The sequence below is a fragment of the Streptomyces sp. NPDC001507 genome (genome assembly GCF_042894765.1).
In the GTDB taxonomy this organism is placed as follows: Bacteria; Actinomycetota; Actinomycetes; order Streptomycetales; family Streptomycetaceae; genus Streptomyces.
In genome coordinates, this window is the sequence record NZ_JBIAVV010000010.1 from 157,657 (window position 1) to 182,180 (window position 24,524).

Here is a 24,524-nt window from a genome sequence, read left to right on the forward strand (position 1 = left end):
AGCCTGGAATGAACGCAGTACGTCCATGGTAGGGAGGTGGGGGGACATGGCACCTGAACAAATGGCCGAGGGCCCGCAGGATCAGGCGGCGCCGCCGCCCGCGCGCCCGCTGGACGCCATCGATCAGGACATCCTGCAGATCCTGCAGGCGGACGGCCGGGCGTCGATACGCTCGGTCGCCGAACGCGTCCATGTCTCGCGCGCCAACGCCTACGCGCGTATCAACCGGCTCGTCGAGGACGGGGTGATCCGCGGCTTCGGCGCCCGGGTGGACCACGAACGGGCCGGCCAGGGCACCTCGGCGTACATCACGCTGAAGATCGTCCAGAACAGCTGGCGGACCGTGCGCGAGCAGCTGCGGCAGCTGCCCGGCGCCTCCCACATCGCCCTGGTGGGCGGTGACTTCGACGTCCTGCTCCTGGTGCACACGCCCGACAACCGGGCGCTGCGCGAGCTGGTGCTGACCCGTCTCCAGGCCATCCCCGAAGTGCTCAGCACCCGCACCCTGCTGGTGTTCGAGGAGGAGGACCTGGAGCCCGAGGACAGCTGAGGACGGCTGACGTCAGTGCGCGCGCAGGCCGGAGAAGACCAGCCGGACGACCGCCTCGGAGACCTCCCGCTCGCTCGCGCCGCGGCTGTCCGGGCGGTACCACTCCACGATCGAGTTGACCATGCCGAAGACCAGCCGGGTCGCCAGGCGCACCTCGACGTCACCACGTATGTCGCCCTCGGCGGCGGCCGCCTTCAGCAGGTCGGCCACCCGGTGGTCGAAGTCCCGCCGCCGCTCCAGCGCCCACCGCTCGGTGCCGGTGTTGCCGCGCACCCGCAGCAGCAGCGTCACGTACGGCAGTTCGGTGATCAGCACCTCGACCATGCGCCGTACGACGTGCTCCAGGCGGTCCGCGGCGGGGCCCACGCGCGCGTGCTCCTCGTCGAGGATCGCGAACAGGCCGTCCAGGGCCCGGCTGACCGCGCGGCGCAGCAGCTCCTCCTTGCCGGCGACATGGTGGTAGATCGACGACTTGGAGATGCCGGCCGCCTTGGAGAGGTGCTCCATGGAGGTGCCGTCGTAGCCGCGCTCGTTGAAGACCTGGACGGCCACCGAGAGCAGGGTCTCGGGGGTGTAGGTGTCGCGCTTGGCGGTGGTCATGAGGCGCCCTCCCGCTTCTCGGTGGCGTAGGCGTGCCGGTAGAGCGCGAGGGAGGGCGCGTAGCGGCCGCTCGGATCGCGCAGGTGGAGGTCGTCGAGGAGGTCGTAGGCGAAGTCGCGGCCCAGGCGGCGGCTCCACTCGAACGGGCCGAGCGGGTAGTTGACGCCCAGGCGCATCGCGGTGTCGATGTCCTCCTCGGTGGCGACCCCCTTGGCGACGGCGTCGTGCGCGAGGTCGACGATCCGGGCGACCGTGCGGGCGACGATCATCCCGGGCACGTCGCCGATGACGCTGACCTGCTTGCCGAGCGCCTGGAAGAGGCCGATCGCCTCACAAAGCGTCTGGGGCAGGGTGTCGTGGCCGGCGGACAGGGCGATGCGGCCGGCACGGCGGTAGTCGAGGGCGAGGTCGAAGTAGACGACGTCCCGGAACTCCACCGAGGTCTGGCCGTCGGCGAGGACCAGCTGGCCGCCGCTGGGCAGGACCAGGCGGGTGCCGTGGTCCTCGTCCTCCTCGCGGACCTGGATGCCGGCCTCGCGGATCATCGCGAGCAGTTCGGCCGCCGGGCCCAGGCTGCCCTCGGCGACGACGTAGGCGGGCCGGTCGGCGGGCTCGGCGGTGTGCGGCTCGGCGGGCTCGGCGCCGTCCGCGTAGTCGTACCAGCCGTGGCCGGTCTTGCGGCCGAGCCTGCCGGACTCGACCAGCCGCCGCTGGGCCAGCGAGGGCGCGAAGCGGACGTCCTGGAAGAACGCCTGCCACACGGAGTGCGTGACGGATTCGTTGACGTCCTGGCCGATCAGGTCGGTCAGTTCGAAGGCGCCCATCCGGAAGCCGCCGCTCTCGCGCAGCACCGCGTCGATGGTGGCCGGGTCCGCCGCCTGCGCCTCGTAGACCGCGAAGGCCTCGGCGTAGAAGGGCCGGGCGATGCGGTTGACGATGAAACCGGGGGTGTCCGCGCAGGCTACCGGCGTCTTGCCCCAGGAGCGGGCGGTCTCGTACGCGCGCGTGGCCGACGTGACGTCGGTGGCGAACCCGGAGACGACCTCGACCAGCGGCAGCAGCGGGGCCGGGTTGAAGAAGTGCAGGCCGACCAGGCGGGAGGCGTTGCGCAGGGCGCCGCCGATGGCCGTCACCGACAGGGAGGAGGTGTTGGTGGCGAGCAGACAGTCCTCGCCGACGATGTCCTCCAGGGCCCGGAACAGCTCCTGCTTGGCCTCCAGCCGCTCCAGGACGGCCTCCACGACCAGCGTGCAGTCGGCGAACTCGGTCAGCTCGCCGGCGGGCAGCAGCCGGGCGCGGGCGGCGTCCCGGGCGGCGGCCGTCATCCGGTCCTTCTCGACGAGCCGGTCGAGGCGGGCGACGATCGCCGCGGCCGCCTCCCCGGCCCGCCCGGGGACGGTGTCGTACAGCCGGACGGGATGGCCTGCGACGAGTGCGACCTGGGCGATGCCCTGGCCCATGGTGCCGGTGCCGACGACTCCCACGGTGCTGCTGAGGTCGAGTGCTGTCATGTGCGCGATCCTCCCGCACGGGGTTTTCCACAGATGCGGCAGGCCCCCTTGTCCCGACCGATCGTTCGGTTACTCTAACTCTGTCCGGCCGTTTCCGCCCAGGTCATGAGCTTCAAGGGGAAGCTCATCAGACGAGGAGTTGGTCCCGCATGACCGCCGAACTCACCGTGCACGAGCTGATCGCCAAGCACCGGCCCACCCTTGACCAGGCGCTGGAGGCGATCCGCACGCGCGCGTACTGGTCCCCCCACCCCGAGCACCCCAAGGCCTACGGCGAGCACGGCAGCCTGGACGCGGCGGCGGGCAAGGCCGCCTTCGACGCCCTCCTCGGCACCCGTGTCGACCTCGGCCAGCCCGGCACCGACGACTGGACCGGCGGCGAGGTCTCCCCGTACGGCATCGAGCTGGGCGTGACCTACCCGCATGCCGACGTCGACACACTGCTGCCGGCGATGCGGGCGGGGCAGCGCGCGTGGCGCGACGCGGGCGCGGAGGCGCGCGCGGTGGTGTGCCTGGAGATCCTCAAGCGGATCAGCGACCGGACGCACGAGTTCGCGCACGCGGTCATGCACACCAGCGGCCAGGCCTTCATGATGGCGTTCCAGGCGGGTGGCCCGCACGCCCAGGACCGCGGCCTGGAGGCGGTGGCCTACGCCTACGCGGAGCAGATCCGCACCCCCGACACGGCCGAGTGGAGCAAGCCGCAGGGCAAGCGCGACCCGCTCGCGCTCACGAAGACGTTCACGCCGGTCCCGCGCGGCATCGCGCTGCTCATCGGCTGCAACACGTTCCCGACGTGGAACGGCTACCCGGGCCTGTTCGCCTCCCTCGCCACCGGCAACGCGGTCCTGGTGAAGCCGCATCCCCGCGCGGTCCTCCCGCTCGCCCTCACCGTGCAGGTAGCCCGCCAGGTCCTCACCGAGGCCGGCTTCGACCCGAACCTGGTGGCGCTGACGACGGAGCACCCCGGCGAGGGCATCGCCAAGACGCTCGCGACCCGCCCCGAAATCAAGATCATCGACTACACCGGCTCGACCGCCTTCGGCGACTGGCTTGAGGCCAACGCCCGGCAGGCGCAGGTGTACACCGAGAAGGCCGGCGTCAACACGGTCCTGGTCGAGTCCACCGGCGACTACAAGGGCATGCTCTCCAACCTGGCCTTCTCGCTCTCCCTCTACAGCGGCCAGATGTGCACCACCCCGCAGAACCTGCTGATCCCCCGCGACGGCATCCGCACCGACGAGGGCCCGCGGACGTACGACGAGGTGGTCGCCGACCTCGCCCGTGCGGTCGACGGCCTGCTCGGTGACGACGCCCGGGCCAACGCGCTGCTCGGCGCCATCGTCAACCCCGACGTCAAGGCCCGCCTGGAGGCCGCCGCCGGGCTCGGCGAGGTCGCCCTCGCCTCCCGCGAGATCGCCAACCCCGAGTTCCCGGGCGCGGTCGTGCGCACGCCGGTGATCGTGAAGCTGGACGGTGCCAAGCCGGACGACGAGGCCGCCTACATGAGCGAGTGCTTCGGCCCGGTGTCCTTCGCCGTCGCCGTCGACTCGGCCGCCGACGGGGTCGAGCTGCTGCGGCGGACGATCCGGGACAAGGGCGCGATGACCGTCGGTGCGTACACGGTCGACGCCGACGTGGAGCGCGCGGTGGAGGAGGTCTGCCTGGAGGAGGCGGCCCAGCTGTCGCTGAACCTGGTGGGCGGGGTGTACGTCAACCAGACCGCCGCCTTCTCCGACTTCCACGGCTCGGGCGGCAACCCGGCGGCGAACGCCGCGCTGTGCGACGGGGCGTTCGTGGCGAACCGCTTCCGGGTGATCGAGGTGCGCCGGGAGGCGTAGGCGAGGGCGCACGGAGCGCGCGATTGGCCGACGTCAGCGGCAGCACGGGCGAGGTGTAGGCGCACGACCGGCCGGCATCAGCGGCAGCGCGGCCGAGCACTAGGCGCACGACCCGCCGGCGTCAGCGGCAGGTGCCGGAAGACAGGAGCGGACGCAGGAGCAGGCGCGGCAGCGGCAGCGGCAGCGGCAGCGGCAGCGGCAGCGGCAGCGGCAGCGGCAGCGGCCGACGTTTCCGGCGGGCATCGGTTGCTGTCCTGGCCGTCATCGATTCGTCGGTCGCCGCCATCTCCTCGGCCGCCGCAACGGCGCTCCGCCACGGCGGTGGTGGTCGGCGGTGCCGAGCCGGGCGGTGCCGCCACGTGTGGCGGACGGTTGTGGGCCGGTGCGGCGCCGTCGGGGCTGCTCGCGCAGTTCCTCCCCCGGCCTCCGGCCGGGGGAGTCCCCAGCGCCCCTGACGGGGCGCCTGCGCCCGGCCCTCTTACAGGGCACTCCAGTGGTACAAGGTCATCGCCACGCTCGTCGCCAGGTTGTAGCTGCTCACCTGAGGGCGCATCGGCAGCCGCAGCAAGTGGTCGGCTCGCGCGCGGAGGCCGGCTGAGAGCCCCGTCCGCTCGGAGCCGAAAGCGAGGATCGCGTCGTCAGGGAGTTTCAGCCCCCTGATGTCCTCGCCCTCCGGATCGAGCGCGTACAGCGGGCCCTCCGGCAGCTCGGGCACCGTCAGCCGTTCCACCGCCGTGGCGAAGTGGAGGCCCGCGCCGCCGCGGACCACCGTCGGATGCCAGGGGTCGAGGGTGCCGGTCGTGATGACGCCGGTCGCCCCGAAGCCCGCCGCGAGGCGGATCACCGCGCCCGCGTTGCCGAGGTTGCGCGGCTCGTCGAGGACCACGACGGGGGCCGTGCGCGGGACGCGGGCCAGCTCGCGCAGGTTGGCCGCGCGGGACGGCCGTACCGCCAGGGCGGCCACGGCCGTGGGGTGCGGGCGCGGGACGAGGGACGCGTACGTCCGCGCGGGCACCTCCGTCAGCAGCGCGGCCAGCGCCTCCCGTACGTCCGGCGCCAACTCGGCCGCCAGGGCCAGCGTCGCCGTCCGGTCCGCCGTGACCGCCACCGGCACCTCCGCACCGAAGCGCAGCGCGTGCTTGAGGGCGTGGAAACCGTCGAGCAGGACGGCCGAAGCGGCCAGCCGCGCCCAGCGGTCCAGGGGGTCGGTCATGCCCCGAAGCCTACGCGGGGCTGTTCGTCGGGCTCCGGCGAGCGCTGCACGGGCAGCTCCGGGGCGGTCCGGCGGAGGACGCGTTCACGCGCGCGTACCACCCAGCCGCCGACCCGGTGCAGGAAGGACGTCGGCAGGAAGACGGAGTCCGCCGTGATCATGGCCAGCGAGAAGAAGGGCAGGCCGAGCACGACCGCGATCACCGCGTGCTCGGTCATCATCGCGGCCAGCAGGACGTTCTTGACCCGCCGGTTGAACAGCGTGAACGGGAAGGCGACCTGCACGATGACCGTCCCGTAGGTCACCAGCATCACCATCGTGCCGTTGCCGGACAGCAGGTCGGCGAGGGCCGGCCAGGGCGAGAAGTAGTCCAGGTGGAGCGGGTAGTAGACGGCGGTGCCGTCCTGCCAGCGGGAGCCCTGGATCTTGTACCAGCCGGCGGTGGCGTAGATCAGGCAGGCCTCGGCCATGATCACGAACAGGGCGCCGTTGTGCAGGATGTTGGCGATGACGTCGAGCAGGATGCGGGGCTCGGACGTGCGCCCCCAGCGGTCGGCAGCCCACCACAGGGCGGTGCCCGCCCAGGTCGCCCACAGCACGGCCGGGACCAGCCAGCCGCCTCCGGTACGGCCGGTGAAGGCCGCCGCGAGCAGGACGAGTCCCGAGACCGCCCACAGGGCGGGGCCCGCCAGGTCGGGGGCCACGCGCTCGCCACGCGCGCGTGCGGCGCCCGCGCGGGCCGCCCGGCGCGCGTCCAGGGACCACACCTGGCCACAGCGCGTGAACACCAGGTAGAAGGACATCAGGTGCAGCACGTTGTCGCCGCCGTCGCCCACGAACACGCTGCGGTTCTGCAGGGAGAGCACGCCGATCATGAAGAACAGGGACGTGGCCCGGGTCCGCCAGCCCACCAGCAGCAGCGCGCCGGCGAGGACGGCGAGGAAGTAGCAGACCTCGAAGAAGGTGTTGCTGTCGGAGGCCAGCAGCGCCGTGAAGGCGTGGTTGTCGGCGGTCAGCTGCTGGGCGAGGTCGAAGCTCCAGGTGGCGTGCGGGCCGTACAGCTCCTGGCGGTGCGGGTACTCGCGCAGCAGGAACAGCAGCCAGGTGGCGGCGAAGCCGATGCGGACGACGGCCGTCTGGTACGGGCCGAGCGCAGCATCGGTGACCCGGGCGATGGCGCGGGACAGGCACAGGGCGAGACGGTTCACCGCACACCGCCGTTCGCTTCGTCCGCCGTGACCGTCCACCAGGGCAGCACCCGGTAGACGGGCGTGTCGGAGACCTTCTCGCCGCTCCAGTCCGGCGGGGTCACGTTGGTGGTGCTCGACCGTACCTGCACGCGCTGGATGGTGCCCTTCTCGCTCGTGGCGTCCCCCTTGTACATGCGCATCACGACGATCCGGCGCAGGTACTGCTCGGACAGGGAGCCGCGCAGGCCGATCGGGCGGTTGTCGTTGCCGTGCGTGGAGGTGAAGAAGTCCCAGGCCCGGCGCAGTTCGTTCTGCACGGTGTGGCTGGGCACCAGGCTGCCGTCGATGGCCCGGCCGTCCTGCGCGGACAGGTCGTTCCAGCCGGTGGTGGTCGTGGTGCCGTCCGGCATCAGCACGTCGGCGCGCACCTGCACGGAGATGTTCTGCTGCAGCGGGTTCGGCGCGAAGAGTTTCCAGTTCTGCTCGAACTCCGGGTACACCCAGTCCTCGATCGCCTTGCCGTGCTGCTTGGTCACCGTGTTCGCCGGTGCCACGCTCAGGAACACCATTCCGAGGTGCACGCAGGCGGTGACCGCGACCAGGGCGAGGGCGAGGGCCGCGCCGACCTGGTAGCGGGGGGACAGGGCGGCGACGCCGGTACGGGGGACGGCCGCGGACTCCGGCGGAAGGGGTGGGCCGGAGGACGGCTGCTCCGGAGGGGCCGGACGGTCCGGTGGGGCTGGCTCGGGCTCGGCACGCGTCCCGCTCGGGGCGTCCGGCCCGTGCCGGGCGTCCACGCCCTCGTCGTACGCGTCGTCCATACCGCCCCGTTCCCCGATTCCGCCACGCCGCCCGGGCGGCCCCGATCCGGCGCCGCGCGGTGTGCCGCTGCCCGGCACTCGCACGGAACGGTACTCAGCACCGGCCACCGGGCGCAGCCCCGGGGAGGAGGCCGACGGCGTGGCCATCACCACTCCGGGCACGGCCGTCGGCCCTTCCGGTCCAGGGCACCGGAGCCCCCGGCCCGTGATCAGCGCAGGTCATACGTCGTCCGGTCCCGTCCGCAGACCGCGCTTGCGCGAGTTGTCCACAGATCGCGGCCGAGGTTTTCCACAGGGGTTGAACGTCGGCACCGGGCCCCGCGACCATGAGATCGGCCGGAGCCGAGCGATCGGACGGGACCCGGCAGGACTGCCCCGCCCGGGGTCAGACGTTCGCGACCCGGGCACGGAGCATGCGGCGGACGGCGTCCGAGCGTTCCAGAAGAGTGTTGCGGACGACAGGGGAGGCGTCCCGGGCCGCCTGACGGACCCTCTCGATGTACACGGCGTCGACGGCATACGGCGGGAAGAGCTGGGAGGTGTAGGTCATCGCCGGAATCATGCCGCCCTGCTGCAGGTCGGGGATCACCTCCAGGTAGCGCTCGGCGTAGGGGGCGAGCCAGGTGTCCTGGCCGGGACGCCAGAAGGCGGCCGCCACCGCGGAGACCGCTGCGACCGGGACCTCGCGGTCCACGGCCAGCCGCTGCCAGACCTCGGCCTTCGCGGCCGTATCGGGGAGGGCCGCCCGGACGGTGAGGGCGCGAATCCAGGCGTCGGGGTCGGTGTCGCGTTCGAGCAGGGCGGCGGACTCGGCGGTGACGTCGCCGCCGAGCTCGGCCTCGCGGACGAGGGCGCGCCAGCGCAGGTCGACGTCGTCGCCGGCCTGCTCGCGGAGCCAGGCCAGATCCTCGGCGCCGGTCGCGGTGCGGGCGAGGCCGCGCAGGGCGACCTGACGGCGGCCCGGGTCGGCGGCGAGCCGCCGGCAGGCCGCGGCCACGGCCTCGGTCAGCGCGGGGCGTTCGGCGGGCGGTGCCCAGAGCTCGGCGATGTTGGTGACGAGCGTGAGGTAGGGCTCGATCACCGCGTCGGACGTCTCGGCCGCGAGGACCGCGGTGAGGCAGCGGCCGGCCTCGGCCGCCGTGGCCTCGCCGGCCGTGAGCATGTCCCAGACGGTGGCGGCGGCGACGCCCCGCGAGATGGCGGTGGGCAGCAGGCCCGCCGCGCGGAAGAGGGTGTCCCGGGCGGTGGGGTCCGGGCGGGTGGTGGCGAAGGTGAGGTCGTCGTCGTTGACCAGAAGGAGGTCGGACGTGGCGGGAATGCCGGTGACCGGGGTGCGGGCCTCGGTGACCTCGACGCGGACCAGCGCGGTGCGTTCCAGGGCGTCGCCGACGCGGTCGTACGCGCCGACCGCGAGGACCTGGGGGCGGGGGCTGCCGTCGGCGAGCAGGGTGACGGTGTCGCCGTCGCGCTCCAGGGTGAAGCGGTCGGTGCCCGCGGTCTCCAGCCAGGCCTTGCGCCAGCCGGTCAGGTCGCGGCCGCTGGCCTCGGCGAGGGCGTCGATCAGGTCCTGGAGGGTGGTGGTGCCCCAGGCGTGGCGGGCGAAGTAGGCGGCCATGCCGGTGCGGAAGCGGTCCTCGCCGACGTAGGTCATCAGCTGGAGGAGGACGGAGGCGCCCTTGGGATAGGTGATGCTGTCGAAGATCGACGCGGCCTGGGCGACGTCGTGGATGGGCTGGTGGATCGGGTGCGAGACCGGGCCCTGGTCGGAGAGGTACGCCCTGACCTTGCCGTTGAGGAGGTGGCCCGCCCAGACGTCCGTGTAGCGGGTGGCCCCCTCGGCGGACCAGTGGCAGGCGAACTCGGCGAAGGCCTCGTTCAGCCAGAGGTCGTCCCACCAGCGCATGGTGACGATGTTGCCGAACCACATGTGCGCCATCTCGTGCAGCAGCACCACCGCGAGCAGCTCGCGTTCGGCGGGTGTCGGCTCGGCCCGCCGCAGGAAGGCGTCCGACCAGGTCACGCAGCCGTAGTTCTCCATCGCACCGCCGAACTCGGGCATGAACACCTGGTCGTACTTGCGCTGCGGGAACGGCATCGCAAAGGCCTCCGCGTAGAAGGCGAGGCCCTGCCGGGTGAGGGTGAGGATGTCGTCGGCGTCGCGTTCCAGGACCTCGGCGAGCGAGCGGCGCGCGTAGATGCCGAGGTCGTGGCCGTCGGTCTCGCGGCGGATCCCGTGGAAGGGGCCGGCGTTGACGACGGTGTTGTACACGGACAGCGGCGGGGTGTCCGGGAAGCTCCAGCGGCGGCCCGCGCCCTGCTCCTCGATCCGCGGGTCACCGGAGTTGCTGAGAACGGTCCAGGCGGCCGGGGCCGTGACGGTGAAGGCGTGCGGGGCCTTGAGGTCGGGCTGGTCGAAGCAGGCCCAGACGAACCGGGCCTCGTCGGGTTCGAAGCTCGTCCACACGTACACCTCGCCGTCAGCGGGGTCGGTGGCCTTGTGCACGCCCGCGCCGGTGGCGGTGTCGGCCTGGACGCTCTCGACGCGCAGCACGTTGTGCGCGGCCAGGCCGGGCAGCGGGATCCGCCCGTCGCCGGAGGGGGTCAGGGGGCTGCCGTTCAGGGTGGCGGCGCGCACCTCGGCCGCACAGTCGACGAAGGTCTCCGCCCCCGGCTCGGAGCAGCTGAAGGTGACCGTGGAGACGCAGCGGACCTCCGGCCCGTCGGGCAGGGCGGTGAGGTCGATGTCGATGTCGTACCGCTCGACCGTGACCAGTGCGGCCCGGTGCTCGGCCTCGGTGCGGGTCAGGCTTCGGATCCCCATGTGTCCTCCCTCGTGTGTCCGTCCCCCGTCGGCGGAGAGCGGCCGTCAGCCTACGACGGGAACAGCCGGTGATCGCAGGGATTTTGGGTTCCCTTCTTCTAGAACCTGTTCTATCTTGACGGACCGTCAGATCAGCGGTGACCCGCCGGGAGGACAGGACCGTGGACTTCACCTTCACCGAGGAGCAGTTGGCGGCGGCCGAGGCGGCACGCGGGGTGTTCGCCGGGGTGGCGCCGGACGCGGTGCCGAGCCCGGCGCTGACCACAGGCGCCGTCTCCGAGCACTTCGACCGGGAGCTGTGGGACCGGCTGGCGCAAGCGGATCTGCTGAGTCTGCTGCTGGGCGCGGAGTACGGCGGCGCCGGCCTGGACGCCATCGCGCTGTGCCTGGTACTGCGGGAGTCGGCGAAGGTGCTGGCCAGGGTGCCGTTACTGGAGCACAGCGCGGCCCTGGCGACCGTGCAGAGGTACGGGTCGGCGGAGTTGCGGGACCGGCTGGCGGCGCGGGCGGGGCGGGGCGAGCCGGTGCTGACGGTCGCCGCGAGCGGACGCACCGGGCACGACCCGGCCGAGCTGGCGGTGACCGCACGGCGGGACGGCGGCACGTGGGTGCTGGACGGCGTGCAGACGGCGGTGCCATGGGCGTACGACGCCGCCCTCGTCGTCGTACCGGCGCGCACCGAGGCGGACCGGAGCGTGCTGGCGCTGGTGGCGCCGGGTGGCGAGGGGGCCGGCGCCGAGGACTCGGGCTCGGGCTCGGCCGGGGTGACGGTCGCCGAGCAGGTGTCGACCAGTGGGGAACGGCTCGGGGAGCTGCGGCTGGAGTCGGCGCGGGTCGCGGCGCGGGACGTGGTGGCGGCGGACGGGGCCTGGGAGTGGCTGCGGGAGCTGCTGGTGACCGGGACGTGCGCGCTGGCGCTCGGGGTGGGTGAGCGGGTGCTGCGGATGACCGGTGAGTACGCCGGCAAGCGGGAGCAGTTCGGGCACCCCATCGCCACGTTCCAGGCGGTGGCCGTGCAGGCCGCGGACCGGTACATCGACCTGCGGGCCATGGAGGCGACGCTGTGGCAGGCGGCGTGGCGGATCGCCTCGGGGGCGGCCGGGGCGCTGCCGGCGGCCGGGGACGTGGCGGTGGCGAAGATCTGGGCGGCCGAGGGGGTGCGGCGGGTGGTGCAGACCGCGCAGCATCTGCACGGGGGGTTCGGGGCCGACACGGAGTATGTGCTGCACCGGTATCACGCGTGGGCGAAGCAGATCGAGCTGGCGCTCGGGGGGGCCGGGGTTCACGAGGAGGCGTTGGGGGATCTGCTCGCAGCGCATCCACTGGGGTAGTGGACGGGGAAGGGGGCGTTCGGCCGTGTGTGATCTGCGGGCCGGTGGGGGCCGGTCGCGCAGTTCCCCGCGCCCCTGAGGACGCCCCCCGTGCCCACAGCCGTCAAGTTCCCTCAGACGACGAACCCCGGGTCGCCGCTGTCCGTGACGACCTCGCGGCCCGCTGCCTGCCACACCTGCATGCCGCCGTCGACGTTCACGGCGTCGATGCCCTGCTGGACCAGGTACATCGTGACCTGGGCCGAGCGGCCGCCGGAGCGGCAGATCACGTGCACGCGCGCGTCCTGGGGGGCGGCCTCGGTGAGCTCGCCGTAGCGGGCCACGAACTCGCTGATCGGGATGTGCAGGGCACCGGCGGCATGGCCCGCCTGCCACTCGTCGTCCTCGCGGACGTCCAGCAGGAAGTCGCCGTCCTTGAGGTCCGAGACCTCGACCGTGGGCACACGCGCTGCGAAGTTCATGTCCCCGACGCTACCCGACCTGAGCGGAGGGCTACTCCTGGGTCAGCAGGGCCGCCAGTTCCGCCTCGCGTTCGGTCACGTCCTTGCGGAGCCGCTCGGCGATCTCGTCGAGGAGGCCGTCGGGGTCGTCGGGGGCCAGCCGGAGCAGGCCGGCGATGGGGCCGTTCTCCAGCTCCTTGGCGACCAGGCCGAGCAGCTCCTTGCGCTGGGAGAGCCATTCCAGGCGGGCGTACAGCTCCTCGGCCCGGCTCGGCCTGCGCTCCGGCGGGACCGGGCCGGCCGCCCACTCCTCGGCCAGCTCGCGCAGCAGGGCCTCGTCGCCGCGGGCGTAGGCCGCGTTGACCCGGCTGAGGAACTCCTCGCGCCGCTCCTGCTCGGCCTCGTCCTGCACCAGGTCGGGGTGGGCCTTGCGGGCCAGCTCGCGGTAGAGCCGGCGGGCCTCCTCGCTGGGGCGGACCCGCTGCGGCGGCCGGACCTCCTGCTCGGTGAGCATCGCGACGGCCTCCGGGAACAGGCCGTCGCCGTCCATCCAGCCGTGCAGCAGCTCCTCGACACCGGGGATGGGCAGGACCCGGGCGCGGGCCTCCTCGGCGGCGCGGATGTCCTCGGGGTCGCCGGTGCGGGCGGCCTTGGCCTCGGCGATCCGCGCGTCCAGCTCCTCGATGCGGAGGTAGAGGGGGCCGAGCTTCTGTTCGTGCAGGCGAGAGAAGTTCTCCACCTCGACGCGGAAGGTCTCGACCGCGATCTCGTACTCGATCAACGCCTGCTCGGCGGCCCGTACGGCCTGCTCCAGCCGTTCCTCGGGCCGCGGTGCCTGGGACTGCTCAGCTTCCGGGGTCGTCACCCGACCAGCCTAGGGCCTGTCGTCGCCGTCGGTGGCCGGGACCCACTCGGCGACCAGATCGGTGCAGGCCACGACGAGGGTGCCGGGGCGGCAGGCCAGCTCGTGGGTGCAGCCGCCGGGGTGCGGAAGGATCTCGTCGAGGATCACCTCGCCGAGCGAGGTGAGGTCGCAGGCGCCCAGGATGTCCGTCTGGAAGCGGGAGACGCCCGTGTAGCGGACGATCAGGTCCTCGTCGTGCTTGTGGCAGTTGTGACGGAAGCGGAGTTCTATGCCGGCGGTGGCCGTGCGGCGCATGGCCAGGGGGCGCAGGTCCTTCACGCAGCGGCGGCCGCCGAACTCGTAGTGGCGCGGGTCGGTGGCGAAGGCGCGGGCGCCGGGCGGCAGGCCGTCGGCGAGTTCCGGCAGCCGCGCCAGGTAGGGGCCGGGGTCGATGGAGACCACGGCAGCGCCCTCGCCCGTGGCGCCCTCGCTTATTTCGACGTACTTCACGTCAGCACCTCTCGGGACGCCGGAGGCCGCGAGCCGTGGATCACGCGGATCACGCGGATCACACCCCGGGCTCCGCCGCTATCCGGCCCGCCCGCACCGCGGTCACCAGCTCCTCGTGGTCCGCCTCCGTACGGTCGGCGTAGGTCACCGCGAAGGCGGCGATCGCCTCGTCCAGCTCCTCGTTCTTGCCGCAGTAGCCGGCGATCAGGCGCGGGTCGGCGCTGTGCGAGTGGGCGCGGGCCAGCAGGGCGCCGGTCATCCTGCCGTAGTCGTCGATCTGGTCGGGGGACAGGGCGGCGGGGTCGACGCTGCCCTTGCGGTTGCGGAACTGACGGACCTGGAACGGGCGGCCGTCCACCGTGGTCCAGCCGAGCAGGATGTCGCTGACCACCTGCATCCGCTTCTGGCCGAGGACCACCCGGCGGCCCTCGTGGTCGACGGCCGGCGTCTCGAAGCCGGCCGTGGCGAGATGGGGGACGAGCGCGGACGGACGGGCCTCCTTGACCTGGAGTATCAGCGGCTCGCCGCGGTGGTCGAGGAGGAGGACGACGTAGGAGCGGGTGCCGACGCTGCCCGTGCCGACGATCCGGAAGGCGACGTCGTGCGGGGTGTGCCGGGCGAGCAGCGGGTGGCGGTCCTCGGAGAGCGTGGTCACGTAGTGCTCCAGGGCGGCGGTGACCGCCTCCGCCTCCGCGTCCGGGACCCGGCGCAGCACCGGCGCGGCCTCCACGAAGCGGCGGCCGCCGTCCTCGGTGGGCTCGGTGGCGCGGGCCGCGAACCGGCCGCTGGTGTTGGCGCGGGCCTTCTCCGAGACCCGGCGCAGGGTGCCGATCATGTCGTGGGCGTCGGAGTGGGAGACCAGCTCCTCGTCCGCGATCGCGTTCCACGCGTCCAGGACCGGGAGCTTGGCCAGCAGGCGCATGGTGCGGCGGTAGGCGCCGGTCGCGTCGCCGGCCGCCTTGCGGCACGTGTCCTCGTCGGCGCCCGCCTCCCGGCCGGCCAGCACCAGGGAGGCGGCGAGCCGCTTGAGGTCCCACTCCCAGGGACCGATCACCGTCTCGTCGAAGTCGTTCAGATCGATGACGAGGTCGCCGCGCGGGTCGCCGTACAGGCCGAAGTTGGCCGCGTGGGCGTCGCCGCAGATCTGGGTGGCGATCCTGGTCATCGGGGTGCGGGCCAGGTCGTGCGCCATCAGGCCGGCCGAGCCGCGCAGGAACGCGAACGGGCTCGCCGCCATCCTGCCGACCCTTATCGGGACCAGCTCCGGGATGCGGTCCCGGTTGGACTCCTCGACCGCGCGGACCGCGTCGGGACGGGAGCCGTCCAGGTCAAGGGCGTCGTGGCTGCGGCGCGGCACCGCCGAACGCAGCGCCTTGCCCTCCTCCTTGGGGGAGCCCTGCGAAGGCCACTGCGCAAACCCCTTCGGCGCGGGCAGCTTGCGCCCGCCGGCCGCCGTCCGCTCTTCCACTCCGGTCACGTCGACCGCCTCCCCCGTACTCCACGCACGCACACGCACGAACATCAACTCGTGGAGACGGTACAGGCGGGCGCCGAAGGCCGTCAGACCCTGTGGACAACTTCGGGGCGGTTTGGGGTGGGTGGGGCGCCGTCGTCGTATATCTGGCACCCGGCGGGGGTTGTTCGCGCAGTTCCCCGCGCCCCTTCTGAAGTGAGACCAGCGGACCCACCTGTCTGGGGGCACGCGCCCGGCGTGCCCGCCTGGTCACCTTCGCCAGCAGCTTCACCGCGCTTGCGCCGGGCGTGGCCCTGCTCACCGTGACGAACCTGGCGCTGGCAGCGGTCGCGGTCGTGGTCGCGGCGCTGCTGGGGCTGCTGGTCGCGGTGCGAGAACTGGCGGGGATGTGGCGGGAACGGCGAAGCTCACGGGGAAACTTGAGTGAGCCGCCCTCAGCGCGACGCCTGCCGGACCGCGACCGTCCTCAGCGCGACGCCTGCCGGACCCCGTCGATCCGGCGGACCACCGGGTCTCGGGAGTCCTCGGCGTCCTCGGCGGTCCTCAGCGTCCTCGGCAGTCCGGCCGGCAAACCGGTTCAGTGGCTGTGGCCGAACAACTCGGGGTTCTTGCGGACGAAATCGCCCACTCCCTCGGCGGGCCGTCCGGTGACCTCGGTCATGCCGTCCGCCTGGCGGTCGTAGCGGCCGGCCGCGTGCAGGCGGGCCATGGTGGAGATGTGCTGGAAGACATGGTCCGGCAGGCCCAGCTCTTTGAGATCGCCGTCGAGCCATTCCTGCAGCGGGACCTCGGTGCAGCCGACCGTGCGGTGGAGGGCATCGGAGATCTCCGCGGCCAGAGCGGCGGCGTCCTGGGACCGGGGCCCGGTCAGCTCGTAGGTCCGGCCGATGTGCCGGGCCGGATCGGCCAGGATCTCCTCGACGACCGCGGCGACGTCACCGGCCGCGATCGGGGAGGTCTTCGCCTTGCCGAAGGGCCACCGGAGGGTGCCGCCCGCGGCGACCGACGAAAAAAGCGTCCGGAAGAGCGGGTTCTCCATGAAGACGGTGGGCCTGACCTCGACCACGGGCAGCCCTGACCAGTCGAGAACCTGCTCGACCAGCCACTGCTGACGATGCTGATGCGACTCCGAGCCGCTGGTGGCGTCCATCTCGGAGACGGTCAGCTGCGACATGTTCACGAACACCTCCAGCCCTCCGTAGGCGCGCGCGACCGTGGCCGTGGTCACCGCGGCCAGCAGGTACTCCGACGAGACGGCCATGCCGAAGTACATCCGCCCGCAGCCGTCGAGGGCGTCGGCGACGTCACGGGGACGCGTCAGATCCCCGACCACGACTTCGGCGCCCGTCGCGCGCAGCGCCTGGGCACGGTCGTCGTCCCGGTGCACCAGAGCACGGACCTCGAGGCCCCGGCGCCGCAGCCCCTGGACGACCGTTCTGCCTACGGCCCCGACGCTGCCCGCCGCACCGGTGACCAGGATGGGCCGCACGCCTGCTTCCGCGCTGTAGTCCATGGGGGCAGCCTGCGGCCGGCCCGAGCAGGTCGCAACCGGGGTGGGATCCGCCCCCCGCGGGGCCCCGGCCCCAAGCCTCGGGCCGTGAGACAGCTCACGGGTGCGGCGCCTCACAGCCGACGGATCGCGGAGGGACGCTGAGTGAGGCCGCGCAGGTACGGGGCAACACCGTTATAGGGGCACGCAGTTCTCTCGGGACTGCTCACGAACGCGTGCATCGAGTTCACCGGCCGATTTCTTCGCCCCGCCGTCCTCCCGACTCCTCCCGACTCCTCCCGACTCCTCCCGACTCCTCCCGACTCCCGGCCGAAGAACTGCTCGCAGAGCCGAGGGTGACGGCTGGGTGACGGAGATGCCGGCCCCGGCATAGTGGCACCGTGCCGCCAGGGAAGAAGCGCGTGCGTCACGGGACGGCAGACGCCCCAAGATGATGCCTACAATCTTCAAATGTCGCGGGCTGACGGTGGCCCCGTGGGTTGGAGGTTCGATCATGGTCAGTTCGCAGGCGGACAAGGCGGCGAGCCACACCCGGATCGTGAACACGGCCGCGGCACGTTTCCGCCGCGACGGCGTGAACGGGATCGGTGTGGCCGAGCTGATGAAGGAGGCCGGTCTTACCCACGGCGGCTTCTACCGCCATTTCGCCTCGCGGGACGCTCTCGTCGCCGAGGCGGTCGAACACGCCTTGGAGCAGGGAAACAAGCGGTTCTTGACCGCCGCCGACCGTGGTGGACAGCAGGCGTTCACGGCGATCGTCGACGGTTACCTCAGCACCGCCCACCGAGACACGCCGGAGGACGGGTGCGCGGTCGCCGCTCTGCCGCAGGACGTCTCACGGGCCGATGACAGAACGCGGGCCGCGTACGGCCGGCAGGTCGAGAACTACCTGAACATCCTGGCGGACCTCGCGTCGGGCGACGATCCCGCTGCCGAGCGTCGGCAGGCATGTCTGGTACTCAGCGCCCTGGTCGGGGCGGTTGCCATGGCTCGGGCCGTCGACGACCGGGAACTGTCCGCGGAAATCCTCTCCGAGACGGCCGCCGCGCTCAAGGAACTCTGAGACCGTCGTGCTTCATCCGCAGGCGTCGGATGAACGCCGGTGCCGCGCTGTCGGCACTCCGCGCCCCTCGCCGCCAGACGCACCACACCCAAGACGGCCCCACCCGTGAGATAGCTCACGAGTCGGGGTCTTCCACCGGCCTGCCAAGACCGTGCGATGCCTCACAGTCATCGGACGATCACCGGGCAACGAGAAACGGGCCCCTGCGGTGACTTCCGTCACCAGCAGAGACCCGTTCCGTCGGTTTCTCTCTGTGCGCGAGGGGGGAGTTGAACCCCCACGCCCTTGCGGGCACTGGAACCTGAATCCAGCGCGTCTGCCTATTCCGCCACCCGCGCATTGGGTGTGTCTTCCGGCTTCAGCCCCGTTGTTTCCTTCGGGTTGGCCCCTTCCGACACCGAGAACACTAGCACGTGGGGCAGGGTGGGTTCACATCCCTTGTCCGGGGGCAGCGCTCACCTGGTGATCACGTACCGGGCGGTCTGCGGTCACGTATCAACCTCGTACCGGTCCAGCCCATCTGTCCAGGAGACGGATCGGGTCCACAGTCAGGTGCGGGACACTGGTCGTGGGCCACCTCTACGATCCATGGCAGAACGAGCGCCGATCCCGGGCAGGAGAAGCACGGGGAAGCACGCCGAGGAGTTCGAAGAGGGGTCGCTGGGGGAACCGGCTGATTGCCGGGCGCGTAGATACGATCAGTGAGCGGTAACGGCAACGGCAGGCAGTACGGGCAAGGCGACAGAGGAGGTGCCCTGTGGGAGTCCTGAAGAAGTTCGAGCAGCGTCTCGAAGGTCTGGTCAACGGCACCTTCGCGAAGGTGTTCAAGTCCGAGGTCCAGCCCGTGGAGATCGCCGGCGCGCTGCAGCGCGAGTGCGACAACAACGCGACCATCTGGAACCGGGACCGGACCGTCGTACCCAATGACTTCATCGTGGAGCTGAGCGCGCCGGACTTCGAGCGGCTCAGCCCCTACTCCGGGCAGCTCGGCGACGAGCTCGCCGGGATGGTCCGCGACTACGCCAAGCAGCAGCGCTACACCTTCATGGGGCCGATCAAGGTCAACCTGGAGAAGGCCGACGACCTCGACACCGGCCTGTACCGGGTGCGCAGCCGCACGCTGGCCTCCTCCAGCAACCAGCAGGCCCCCGAGCGCGCCCCCGCGGGCGGTGCCCCGCAGCGCCCCGGTGGCTACGGCTACCCGCAGCAGAGCGCCGCCGCCCCGCCCATGCCGAGCGCGCCGCCGCCCGGCGCCCGGCCCGGCGGCTACGGGTACCCGCAGCCGACCCAGCCGGCCGACCAGCGGCCGCCCTCGGGTCCCGTCGGCGCCCCGGCGCCCGGAGCCCGCACTCGCTACTGGATCGAGATCAACGGCACCCGCCATCAGATCTCCCGCGCGACGCTCGTGCTGGGCCGCAGCACCGAGGCCGACGTGCGGATCGACGACCCCGGCGTCTCCCGCCGGCACTGCGAGATCCGGACCGGTTCGCCCTCGACGATCCAGGATCTCGGGTCCACCAACGGCATCGTGGTGGACGGGCAGCACACCACCCGCGCTACGCTCCGCGACGGCTCGCGGATCGTCGTGGGCAGCACCACCATCATTTACCGGCAAGCCGAAGGGTGAAGCGGGGGCAATGTCAGAGCTGACCCTCACGGTCATGCGGCTGGGTTTCCTGGCCGTACTGTGGCTGTTCGTGATCGTGGCCGTGCAGGTCATCCGCAGCGACCTGTTCGGTACGCGCGTCACCCAGCGCGGATCGCGTAGGGAAGAAGGACGGCGGCAGCAGCCCGCCGCCCGGCAGCAGGCCGCGCCCCCGCAGCAGCGTGGCCAGCAGCCCGCGGCCGGCGGCCGGCAGCGCCGCAACGCCCCCACCAAACTGGTCGTCTCCGAGGGCACCCTCACCGGTACGACGGTCGCCCTCCAGGGCCAGACCATCACCCTCGGCCGCGCCCACGACTCGACGATCGTGCTGGACGACGACTACGCCTCCAGCCGTCATGCCAGGATCTACCCGGACCGCGACGGCCAGTGGATCGTCGAGGACCTCGGCTCGACCAACGGCACCTACCTGGACCGGTCCCGGCTGACGACTCCCACGCCGATCCCGCTGGGCGCGCCGATCCGCATCGGCAAAACCGTCATCGAGCTGCGGAAGTAGTGCTACATCATGGATAGGCGCGAGCGGAGCGAGCACGCAGCGGCGGACCGGACGCCGGTCCCCGGCGCGCTCCCGACCGGAGGGTGGGCACCGTGCGGATGTACCCGGAGCCGACGGGCGAGGTGCGCATGAGTCTGTCACTGCGCTTCGCCGCCGGATCGCACAAAGGCATGATCCGGGAGGGCAACGAGGACTCCGGTTACGCCGGTCCCCGCCTGCTCGCCATCGCCGACGGCATGGGCGGCCAGGCCGCGGGCGAGGTCGCCTCCTCCGAGGTGATCTCCACCCTGGTCACGCTCGACGACGACGTGCCCGGCTCCGACATCCTCACCTCCCTCGGCCACGCCGTGCAGCGCGCCAACGACCAGCTGCGCGCCATGGTCGAGGAGGACCCGCAGCTGGAAGGCATGGGGACCACCCTCACCGCCCTGCTGTGGACCGGACAGCGGCTCGGCCTCGTGCACGTCGGCGACTCCCGCGCGTACCTGCTCCGCGACGGCGTGCTCACGCAGATCACCCAGGACCACACCTGGGTGCAGCGCCTCGTCGACGAGGGCCGGATCACCGAGGAAGAGGCCACCACCCACCCGCAGCGCTCGCTGCTGATGCGCGCGCTCGGCAGCGGCGACCACGTCGAGCCGGACCTCTCGATCCGCGAGGTGCGCGCGGGTGACCGTTATCTCATCTGCTCCGACGGGCTCTCCGGGGTCGTCTCCCACCAGACCCTGGAGGAGACCCTCGCCAGCTACCAGGGCCCGCAGGAGACCGTGCAGGAGCTGATCCAGCTCGCGCTGCGCGGCGGCGGCCCCGACAACATCACGGTCATCATCGCGGACGTCCTCGACCTGGACACCGGCGACACCCTCGCGGGCCAGCTCTCCGACACCCCGGTCGTGGTCGGCGCGGTCGCCGAGAACCAGCACCACCACCTGCACGACAACGGCTACATGCAGACCCCGGCGGGCCGCGCCGCCAACCTCGGCAGGCAGGGCCACGGCGGCGGCGGCGAGTTCGGCCCGCCCGGCTCCGGCGACACCACCGGCTACGTCCCCACCGACAGCTTCGGCGGCTACACCGACGACGACTTCGTCAAGCCCCGCAAGGGCCGCAAGTGGCTGAAGAGATCCTTCTTCAGCGTGCTCGCCCTCGCCGTGATCGGCGGGGGCCTGTACGGCGGCTACCGCTGGACGCAGACGCAGTACTACGTCGGCGCCAACGGCGAGCACGTCGCGCTCTACCAGGGCATCAGCCAGGACCTGGCCTGGGTCTCGCTGTCGAAGGTGGAGACGGACCACCCCGAGATCGAACTCAAGTACCTGCCGCCCTACCAGCAGAAGCAGGTCAAGGCGACCATCGCCGAGGGCGGCATCAAGGACGCCCGGTCGAAGGTCCAGGAGCTGGCCGTGCAGGCCTCCGCCTGCAAGAAGGAGTCGGAGCGCACCGCCGCCGAGTCCAGGACGAGCTCCAAGACCGGCCAGGGCGAGGCCGGCGGCACCACGGGAACCACCAAGACCTCTCTCACGTCCAAGGCCTCGCCAAGCCCTTCGCACTCGGCGTCCTCCACGGCGTCACCGTCCCCGTCCCCCTCAGCGACCCCCAGCCCCGGCCCCACCCTCTCGGAGGATGAGCAGAAGGTCGTCTCGCTGTGCGGTAAGCAGTAGGCAAGCCGTGAGAGGCCCCGTCACACGATGAGTAGTTCCACCAACAGCTCGACCCATCACACGTCCACGATCGGTGCCATCGGCGCACCCAGCCGACGCAACACCGAGCTGGCGCTCCTGGTGTTCGCCGTCGTCATCCCGGTGTTCGCCTACGCCAACGTGGGCCTTGCCATCGACAACAAGGTGCCGGCCGGCCTGCTCAGCTACGGTCTCGGCCTCGGGCTGCTGGCCGGCGTCGGCCACCTCGCCGTACGCCGGTTCGCGCCGTACGCCGACCCGCTGCTGCTGCCGCTGGCCACGCTCCTCAACGGCCTCGGGCTCGTCGTCATCTGGCGGCTGGACCAGTCCAAGCTGCTGCAGTCCATCAAGCAGGCGGGCACGGCGGCACCCCGCCAGCTGATGTACACCGCGATGGGCATCGCCCTGTTCATCGTGGTGCTGATCTTCCTGAAGGACCACCGCGTCCTGCAGCGCTACACGTACATCTCCATGGTCGGCGCGCTGACCCTGCTGCTGCTGCCGCTCGTGCCGGGCCTCGGCGCCAACATCTACGGCGCGAAGATCTGGATCTCGGTCGCCGGGTTCTCCATCCAGCCCGGTGAGTTCGCGAAGATCGTCCTGGCGATCTTCTTCGCCGGCTACCTGATGGTGAAGCGCGACGCGCTCGCCCTCGCCAGCCGCCGCTTCATCGGCCTCTACCTGCCCCGCGGCCGCGACCTCGGCCCGATCCTGGTCGTCTGGTTCATCTCGATCCTGATCCTGGTCTTCGAGACCGACCTCGGCACCTCGCTGCTGTTCTTCGGAATGTTCGTCATCATGCTGTACGTCGCCACCGAGCGGACCAGCTGGATCGTCTTCGGTCTGCTGATGTCCGCGGCCGGCGCCGTCGGTGTCGCGAGCTTCGAACCGCACGTCCAGCAGCGCGTCCAGGCCTGGCTCAACCCGCTGAAGGAGTACAAGCTCAGCCAGCAGGGCGTGGCCGGCCACTCCGAGCAGTCGATGCAGGCCCTGTGGGCCTTCGGCTCCGGCGGCACCCTCGGCACCGGTCTCGGCCAGGGCCACTCGGACCTGATCCGGTTCGCCGCCAACTCCGACTTCGTCCTCGCCACCTTCGGCGAGGAGCTCGGCCTGGCCGGCATCATGGCGATCCTGCTGATCTACGGCCTGATCGTGGAGCGCGGCGTGCGCACCGCCCTCGCCGCCCGCGACCCCTTCGGCAAGCTGCTGGCCGTCGGCCTCTCCGGCGCGATGGCCCTCCAGGTCTTCGTCGTCGCGGGCGGTGTGATGGGCCTGATCCCGCTGACCGGTATGACGATGCCGTTCCTGGCGTACGGCGGTTCGTCCGTGATCGCCAACTGGGCGCTCATCGGCATCCTCATCAGAATCAGCGACACCGCACGGCGCCCGGCGCCCGCCCCCGTCAGCAACCCCGATGCCGAGATGACCCAGGTGGTCCGCCCGTCATGAACAAGCCCCTGCGCCGAATCGCGATCTTCTGCGGCCTCCTCGTCCTCACCCTGCTGCTGCGCGACAACTGGCTCCAGTACGTCAAGGCCGACACCCTGCGCCAGGACACCCTCAACCGCCGCGTCACCATCGCCCGCTACTCCACCCCGCGCGGCGACATCATCGTCGACGGCAACCCGATCACCGGCTCCACGGCGACCAACTCCTCCGGTCTCAACGACCTCAAGTACAAGCGCACGTACAAGGACGGCCCCATGTGGTCGCCGGTCACCGGGTTCGCCTCCCAGGCCTTCGGCGCCAACCTGATGGAGTCCGTGGAGGACGGCATCCTCACCGGCAACGACGACCGGCTCTTCTTCCGCAACACCCTCGACATGATCACGGGCAAGCAGAAGCAGGGCGGCAACGTCGTCACCACCCTCAGCGCGGCCGCGCAGAAGGCCGCGTACAACGGCCTGAAAGCACAGGGCGGCAAGGGCGCGGTGGTCGCGCTCGAGCCCTCCACGGGCAAGATCCTGGCCCTCGCCTCCTACCCGTCGTACGACCCCTCCAGCTTCGCCGGCGCCTCGGACACCGACGCCGCGGCCTGGAAGAAGCTGCAGAAGAAATACAACCCGAACGACCCGATGCTGAACCGGGCGCTGCGCGAGACCTACCCGCCTGGCTCCACGTTCAAGGTCGTCACGGCCGCAGCCGCCCTGGAGAACGGGCTCTACAAGTCGGCCGACGACAACACCAACTCCCCGCTGCCCTACGTCATGCCCGGCACCACCACCGAGCTGAAGAACGAGGGCAACATCCCCTGCAAGAACGCGACCATGCGGAACGCGCTCAAGTACTCCTGCAACACCGTCTTCGGCAAGATCGGCGCCGATCTCGGCAACGACAAGATGCTCGCCGAGGCGAAGAAGTTCGGCTTCGACGCCGAGCAGTTCACCCCGGTCCGCTCCAGCGCCTCGGTCTTCTCGGACAACATGAACCAGTCGCAGACCGCGCTCTCCTCGATCGGCCAGTACAACACCGCCGCGACCCCGCTGCAGATGGCCATGGTCGCCTCGGCGGTCGCCAACGACGGCAAGCTGATGAAGCCGTACATGATCGACAAGCTGCAGTCGTCGAACCTGGACACCGTCTCCCAGACCGACCCCCAGGAGATGAGCCAGCCGCTGACCTCCTCGAACGCCCAGATCCTGCAGTCCATGATGGAGACGGTCGTCAAGGACGGCACCGGCAAGAACGCGCAGATCAACGGCATCACCGTCGGCGGCAAGACCGGTACCGCCCAGCACGGCGTGGAGAACAGCGCGAACCCCTACGCCTGGTTCATCTCCTACGCCAAGCTCCCCGACGGCAGCAAGCCGGTCGCCGTCGCCGTGGTGATCGAGGACGACCAGGCCAACCGTGACGACATCTCCGGCGGCGGCCTGGCGGCCCCGATCGCGAAGAGCGTGATGGAGGCGGTCATCAACTCCAAGAAGTGACCCCGCTCACGTCCCCTTCACATCGGTGCACGTT

21 protein-coding genes and 1 tRNA gene are annotated in these 24,524 nt (G+C 71.5%); 9 read left to right on the forward strand and 13 right to left on the reverse strand.

The window, feature by feature from the left end:
• Window positions 1-46: 46 nt before the first annotated feature.
• A complete protein-coding gene (locus tag ACFY0K_RS30530) occupies window positions 47-550 on the forward strand; it encodes an Lrp/AsnC family transcriptional regulator (RefSeq protein ID WP_390642526.1) in 504 nt (167 codons plus the stop codon).
• Window positions 551-562: 12 nt separating this feature from the next.
• On the opposite strand, the gene ACFY0K_RS30535 is transcribed toward ACFY0K_RS30530, so the two are convergent.
• Together ACFY0K_RS30535 and ACFY0K_RS30540 are read right to left on the reverse strand one after the other, a co-directional pair.
• Window positions 563-1,150 carry a TetR/AcrR family transcriptional regulator gene (locus tag ACFY0K_RS30535; RefSeq protein WP_351956750.1) on the reverse strand — a complete coding sequence of 196 codons (588 nt, stop codon included), beginning with the start codon at window positions 1,148-1,150 and terminating at the stop codon, window positions 563-565.
• Window positions 1,147-2,661 (reverse strand): 3-hydroxyacyl-CoA dehydrogenase, encoded by a 1,515-nt coding sequence (locus ACFY0K_RS30540; protein WP_390642527.1) that lies wholly within the window; start codon window positions 2,659-2,661, stop codon window positions 1,147-1,149. Before ACFY0K_RS30540 ends, ACFY0K_RS30535 begins: the two co-directional genes overlap by 4 nt.
• A gap of 149 nt (window positions 2,662-2,810) precedes the next feature.
• Between ACFY0K_RS30540 and paaN the strand changes: the two genes are divergently transcribed.
• The gene (gene paaN / locus ACFY0K_RS30545; protein WP_390642528.1) at window positions 2,811-4,502 is read left to right on the forward strand and encodes a phenylacetic acid degradation protein PaaN; all 1,692 of its coding nucleotides are present in this window, start codon (window positions 2,811-2,813) and stop codon (window positions 4,500-4,502) included.
• Between the two features lie 121 nt (window positions 4,503-4,623).
• Here paaN and ACFY0K_RS30550 read toward each other — a convergent pair whose 3' ends face one another.
• The 5 genes from ACFY0K_RS30550 to pepN all read right to left on the reverse strand — a co-directional run bounded on the left by ACFY0K_RS30550 (window position 4,624) and on the right by pepN (window position 10,547).
• Complete coding sequence (locus ACFY0K_RS30550) at window positions 4,624-4,788, reverse strand: hypothetical protein (protein ID WP_390642529.1); 165 nt, start codon at window positions 4,786-4,788, stop codon at window positions 4,624-4,626.
• A 192-nt stretch (window positions 4,789-4,980) separates the two neighbouring features.
• On the reverse strand, window positions 4,981-5,715 hold the full coding sequence (locus tag ACFY0K_RS30555; protein WP_390642530.1) for a TrmH family RNA methyltransferase: 735 nt from the start codon (window positions 5,713-5,715) through the stop codon (window positions 4,981-4,983).
• The gene (locus ACFY0K_RS30560; protein ID WP_390642531.1) at window positions 5,712-6,923 is read right to left on the reverse strand and encodes an HTTM domain-containing protein; all 1,212 of its coding nucleotides are present in this window, start codon (window positions 6,921-6,923) and stop codon (window positions 5,712-5,714) included. The genes ACFY0K_RS30555 and ACFY0K_RS30560 overlap by 4 nt, the downstream gene beginning before the upstream one ends.
• The gene (locus ACFY0K_RS30565; RefSeq protein WP_390642532.1) at window positions 6,920-7,726 is read right to left on the reverse strand and encodes a DUF5819 family protein; all 807 of its coding nucleotides are present in this window, start codon (window positions 7,724-7,726) and stop codon (window positions 6,920-6,922) included. Before ACFY0K_RS30565 ends, ACFY0K_RS30560 begins: the two co-directional genes overlap by 4 nt.
• A 385-nt stretch (window positions 7,727-8,111) precedes the next feature.
• On the reverse strand, window positions 8,112-10,547 hold the full coding sequence (gene pepN, locus ACFY0K_RS30570) for an aminopeptidase N (RefSeq protein ID WP_390642533.1): 2,436 nt from the start codon (window positions 10,545-10,547) through the stop codon (window positions 8,112-8,114).
• A gap of 161 nt (window positions 10,548-10,708) precedes the next feature.
• On the opposite strand from pepN, the gene ACFY0K_RS30575 reads away from it, so the two are divergent.
• Entirely contained in the window at window positions 10,709-11,878 is a 1,170-nt protein-coding gene (locus tag ACFY0K_RS30575; RefSeq protein WP_390642534.1) for an acyl-CoA dehydrogenase family protein, read from the forward strand.
• Between the two features lie 113 nt (window positions 11,879-11,991).
• Here the strand turns inward: ACFY0K_RS30575 and ACFY0K_RS30580 are convergent, their stop codons facing one another.
• The 5 genes from ACFY0K_RS30580 to ACFY0K_RS30600 form a co-directional block, all read right to left on the reverse strand.
• On the reverse strand, window positions 11,992-12,321 hold the full coding sequence (locus ACFY0K_RS30580; RefSeq protein ID WP_390642731.1) for a rhodanese-like domain-containing protein: 330 nt from the start codon (window positions 12,319-12,321) through the stop codon (window positions 11,992-11,994).
• A 49-nt stretch (window positions 12,322-12,370) separates the two neighbouring features.
• Window positions 12,371-13,183, reverse strand: a complete 813-nt coding sequence (locus tag ACFY0K_RS30585; protein WP_351956759.1) for a hypothetical protein — start codon at window positions 13,181-13,183, stop codon at window positions 12,371-12,373.
• A 9-nt stretch (window positions 13,184-13,192) separates the two neighbouring features.
• Window positions 13,193-13,672 (reverse strand): hypothetical protein, encoded by a 480-nt coding sequence (locus ACFY0K_RS30590; protein ID WP_351956760.1) that lies wholly within the window; start codon window positions 13,670-13,672, stop codon window positions 13,193-13,195.
• Window positions 13,673-13,730: 58 nt separating this feature from the next.
• Window positions 13,731-15,194, reverse strand: coding sequence for a DUF2252 domain-containing protein (locus ACFY0K_RS30595; RefSeq protein WP_390642535.1), 1,464 nt, complete (start codon window positions 15,192-15,194; stop codon window positions 13,731-13,733).
• A 529-nt stretch (window positions 15,195-15,723) separates the two neighbouring features.
• Complete coding sequence (locus tag ACFY0K_RS30600) at window positions 15,724-16,659, reverse strand: NAD(P)H-binding protein (RefSeq protein ID WP_390642536.1); 936 nt, start codon at window positions 16,657-16,659, stop codon at window positions 15,724-15,726.
• A 490-nt stretch (window positions 16,660-17,149) separates the two neighbouring features.
• Between ACFY0K_RS30600 and ACFY0K_RS30605 the strand changes: the two genes are divergently transcribed.
• On the forward strand, window positions 17,150-17,719 hold the full coding sequence (locus tag ACFY0K_RS30605; protein ID WP_390642537.1) for a TetR/AcrR family transcriptional regulator: 570 nt from the start codon (window positions 17,150-17,152) through the stop codon (window positions 17,717-17,719).
• A gap of 254 nt (window positions 17,720-17,973) precedes the next feature.
• On the opposite strand, the gene ACFY0K_RS30610 is transcribed toward ACFY0K_RS30605, so the two are convergent.
• Window positions 17,974-18,057: transfer RNA gene (locus tag ACFY0K_RS30610), tRNA-Leu, on the reverse strand.
• A 419-nt stretch (window positions 18,058-18,476) separates the two neighbouring features.
• On the opposite strand from ACFY0K_RS30610, the gene ACFY0K_RS30615 reads away from it, so the two are divergent.
• The 5 genes from ACFY0K_RS30615 (at window position 18,477) to ACFY0K_RS30635 (ending at window position 24,490) form a co-directional block, all read left to right on the forward strand.
• On the forward strand, window positions 18,477-19,346 hold the full coding sequence (locus tag ACFY0K_RS30615; RefSeq protein ID WP_390642538.1) for an FhaA domain-containing protein: 870 nt from the start codon (window positions 18,477-18,479) through the stop codon (window positions 19,344-19,346).
• 10 nt (window positions 19,347-19,356) lie between these two features.
• Complete coding sequence (locus tag ACFY0K_RS30620) at window positions 19,357-19,881, forward strand: FHA domain-containing protein (RefSeq protein WP_093500760.1); 525 nt, start codon at window positions 19,357-19,359, stop codon at window positions 19,879-19,881.
• Window positions 19,882-19,979: 98 nt separating this feature from the next.
• The gene (locus ACFY0K_RS30625) at window positions 19,980-21,542 is read left to right on the forward strand and encodes a Stp1/IreP family PP2C-type Ser/Thr phosphatase (RefSeq protein WP_390642732.1); all 1,563 of its coding nucleotides are present in this window, start codon (window positions 19,980-19,982) and stop codon (window positions 21,540-21,542) included.
• 27 nt (window positions 21,543-21,569) lie between these two features.
• On the forward strand, window positions 21,570-23,009 hold the full coding sequence (locus ACFY0K_RS30630) for an FtsW/RodA/SpoVE family cell cycle protein (protein ID WP_351956787.1): 1,440 nt from the start codon (window positions 21,570-21,572) through the stop codon (window positions 23,007-23,009).
• Window positions 23,006-24,490: a penicillin-binding protein 2 gene (locus tag ACFY0K_RS30635; protein ID WP_351956788.1), complete on the forward strand. Its 1,485-nt coding sequence runs from the start codon at window positions 23,006-23,008 to the stop codon at window positions 24,488-24,490. The genes ACFY0K_RS30630 and ACFY0K_RS30635 overlap by 4 nt, the downstream gene beginning before the upstream one ends.
• Window positions 24,491-24,524 lie beyond the last annotated feature (34 nt).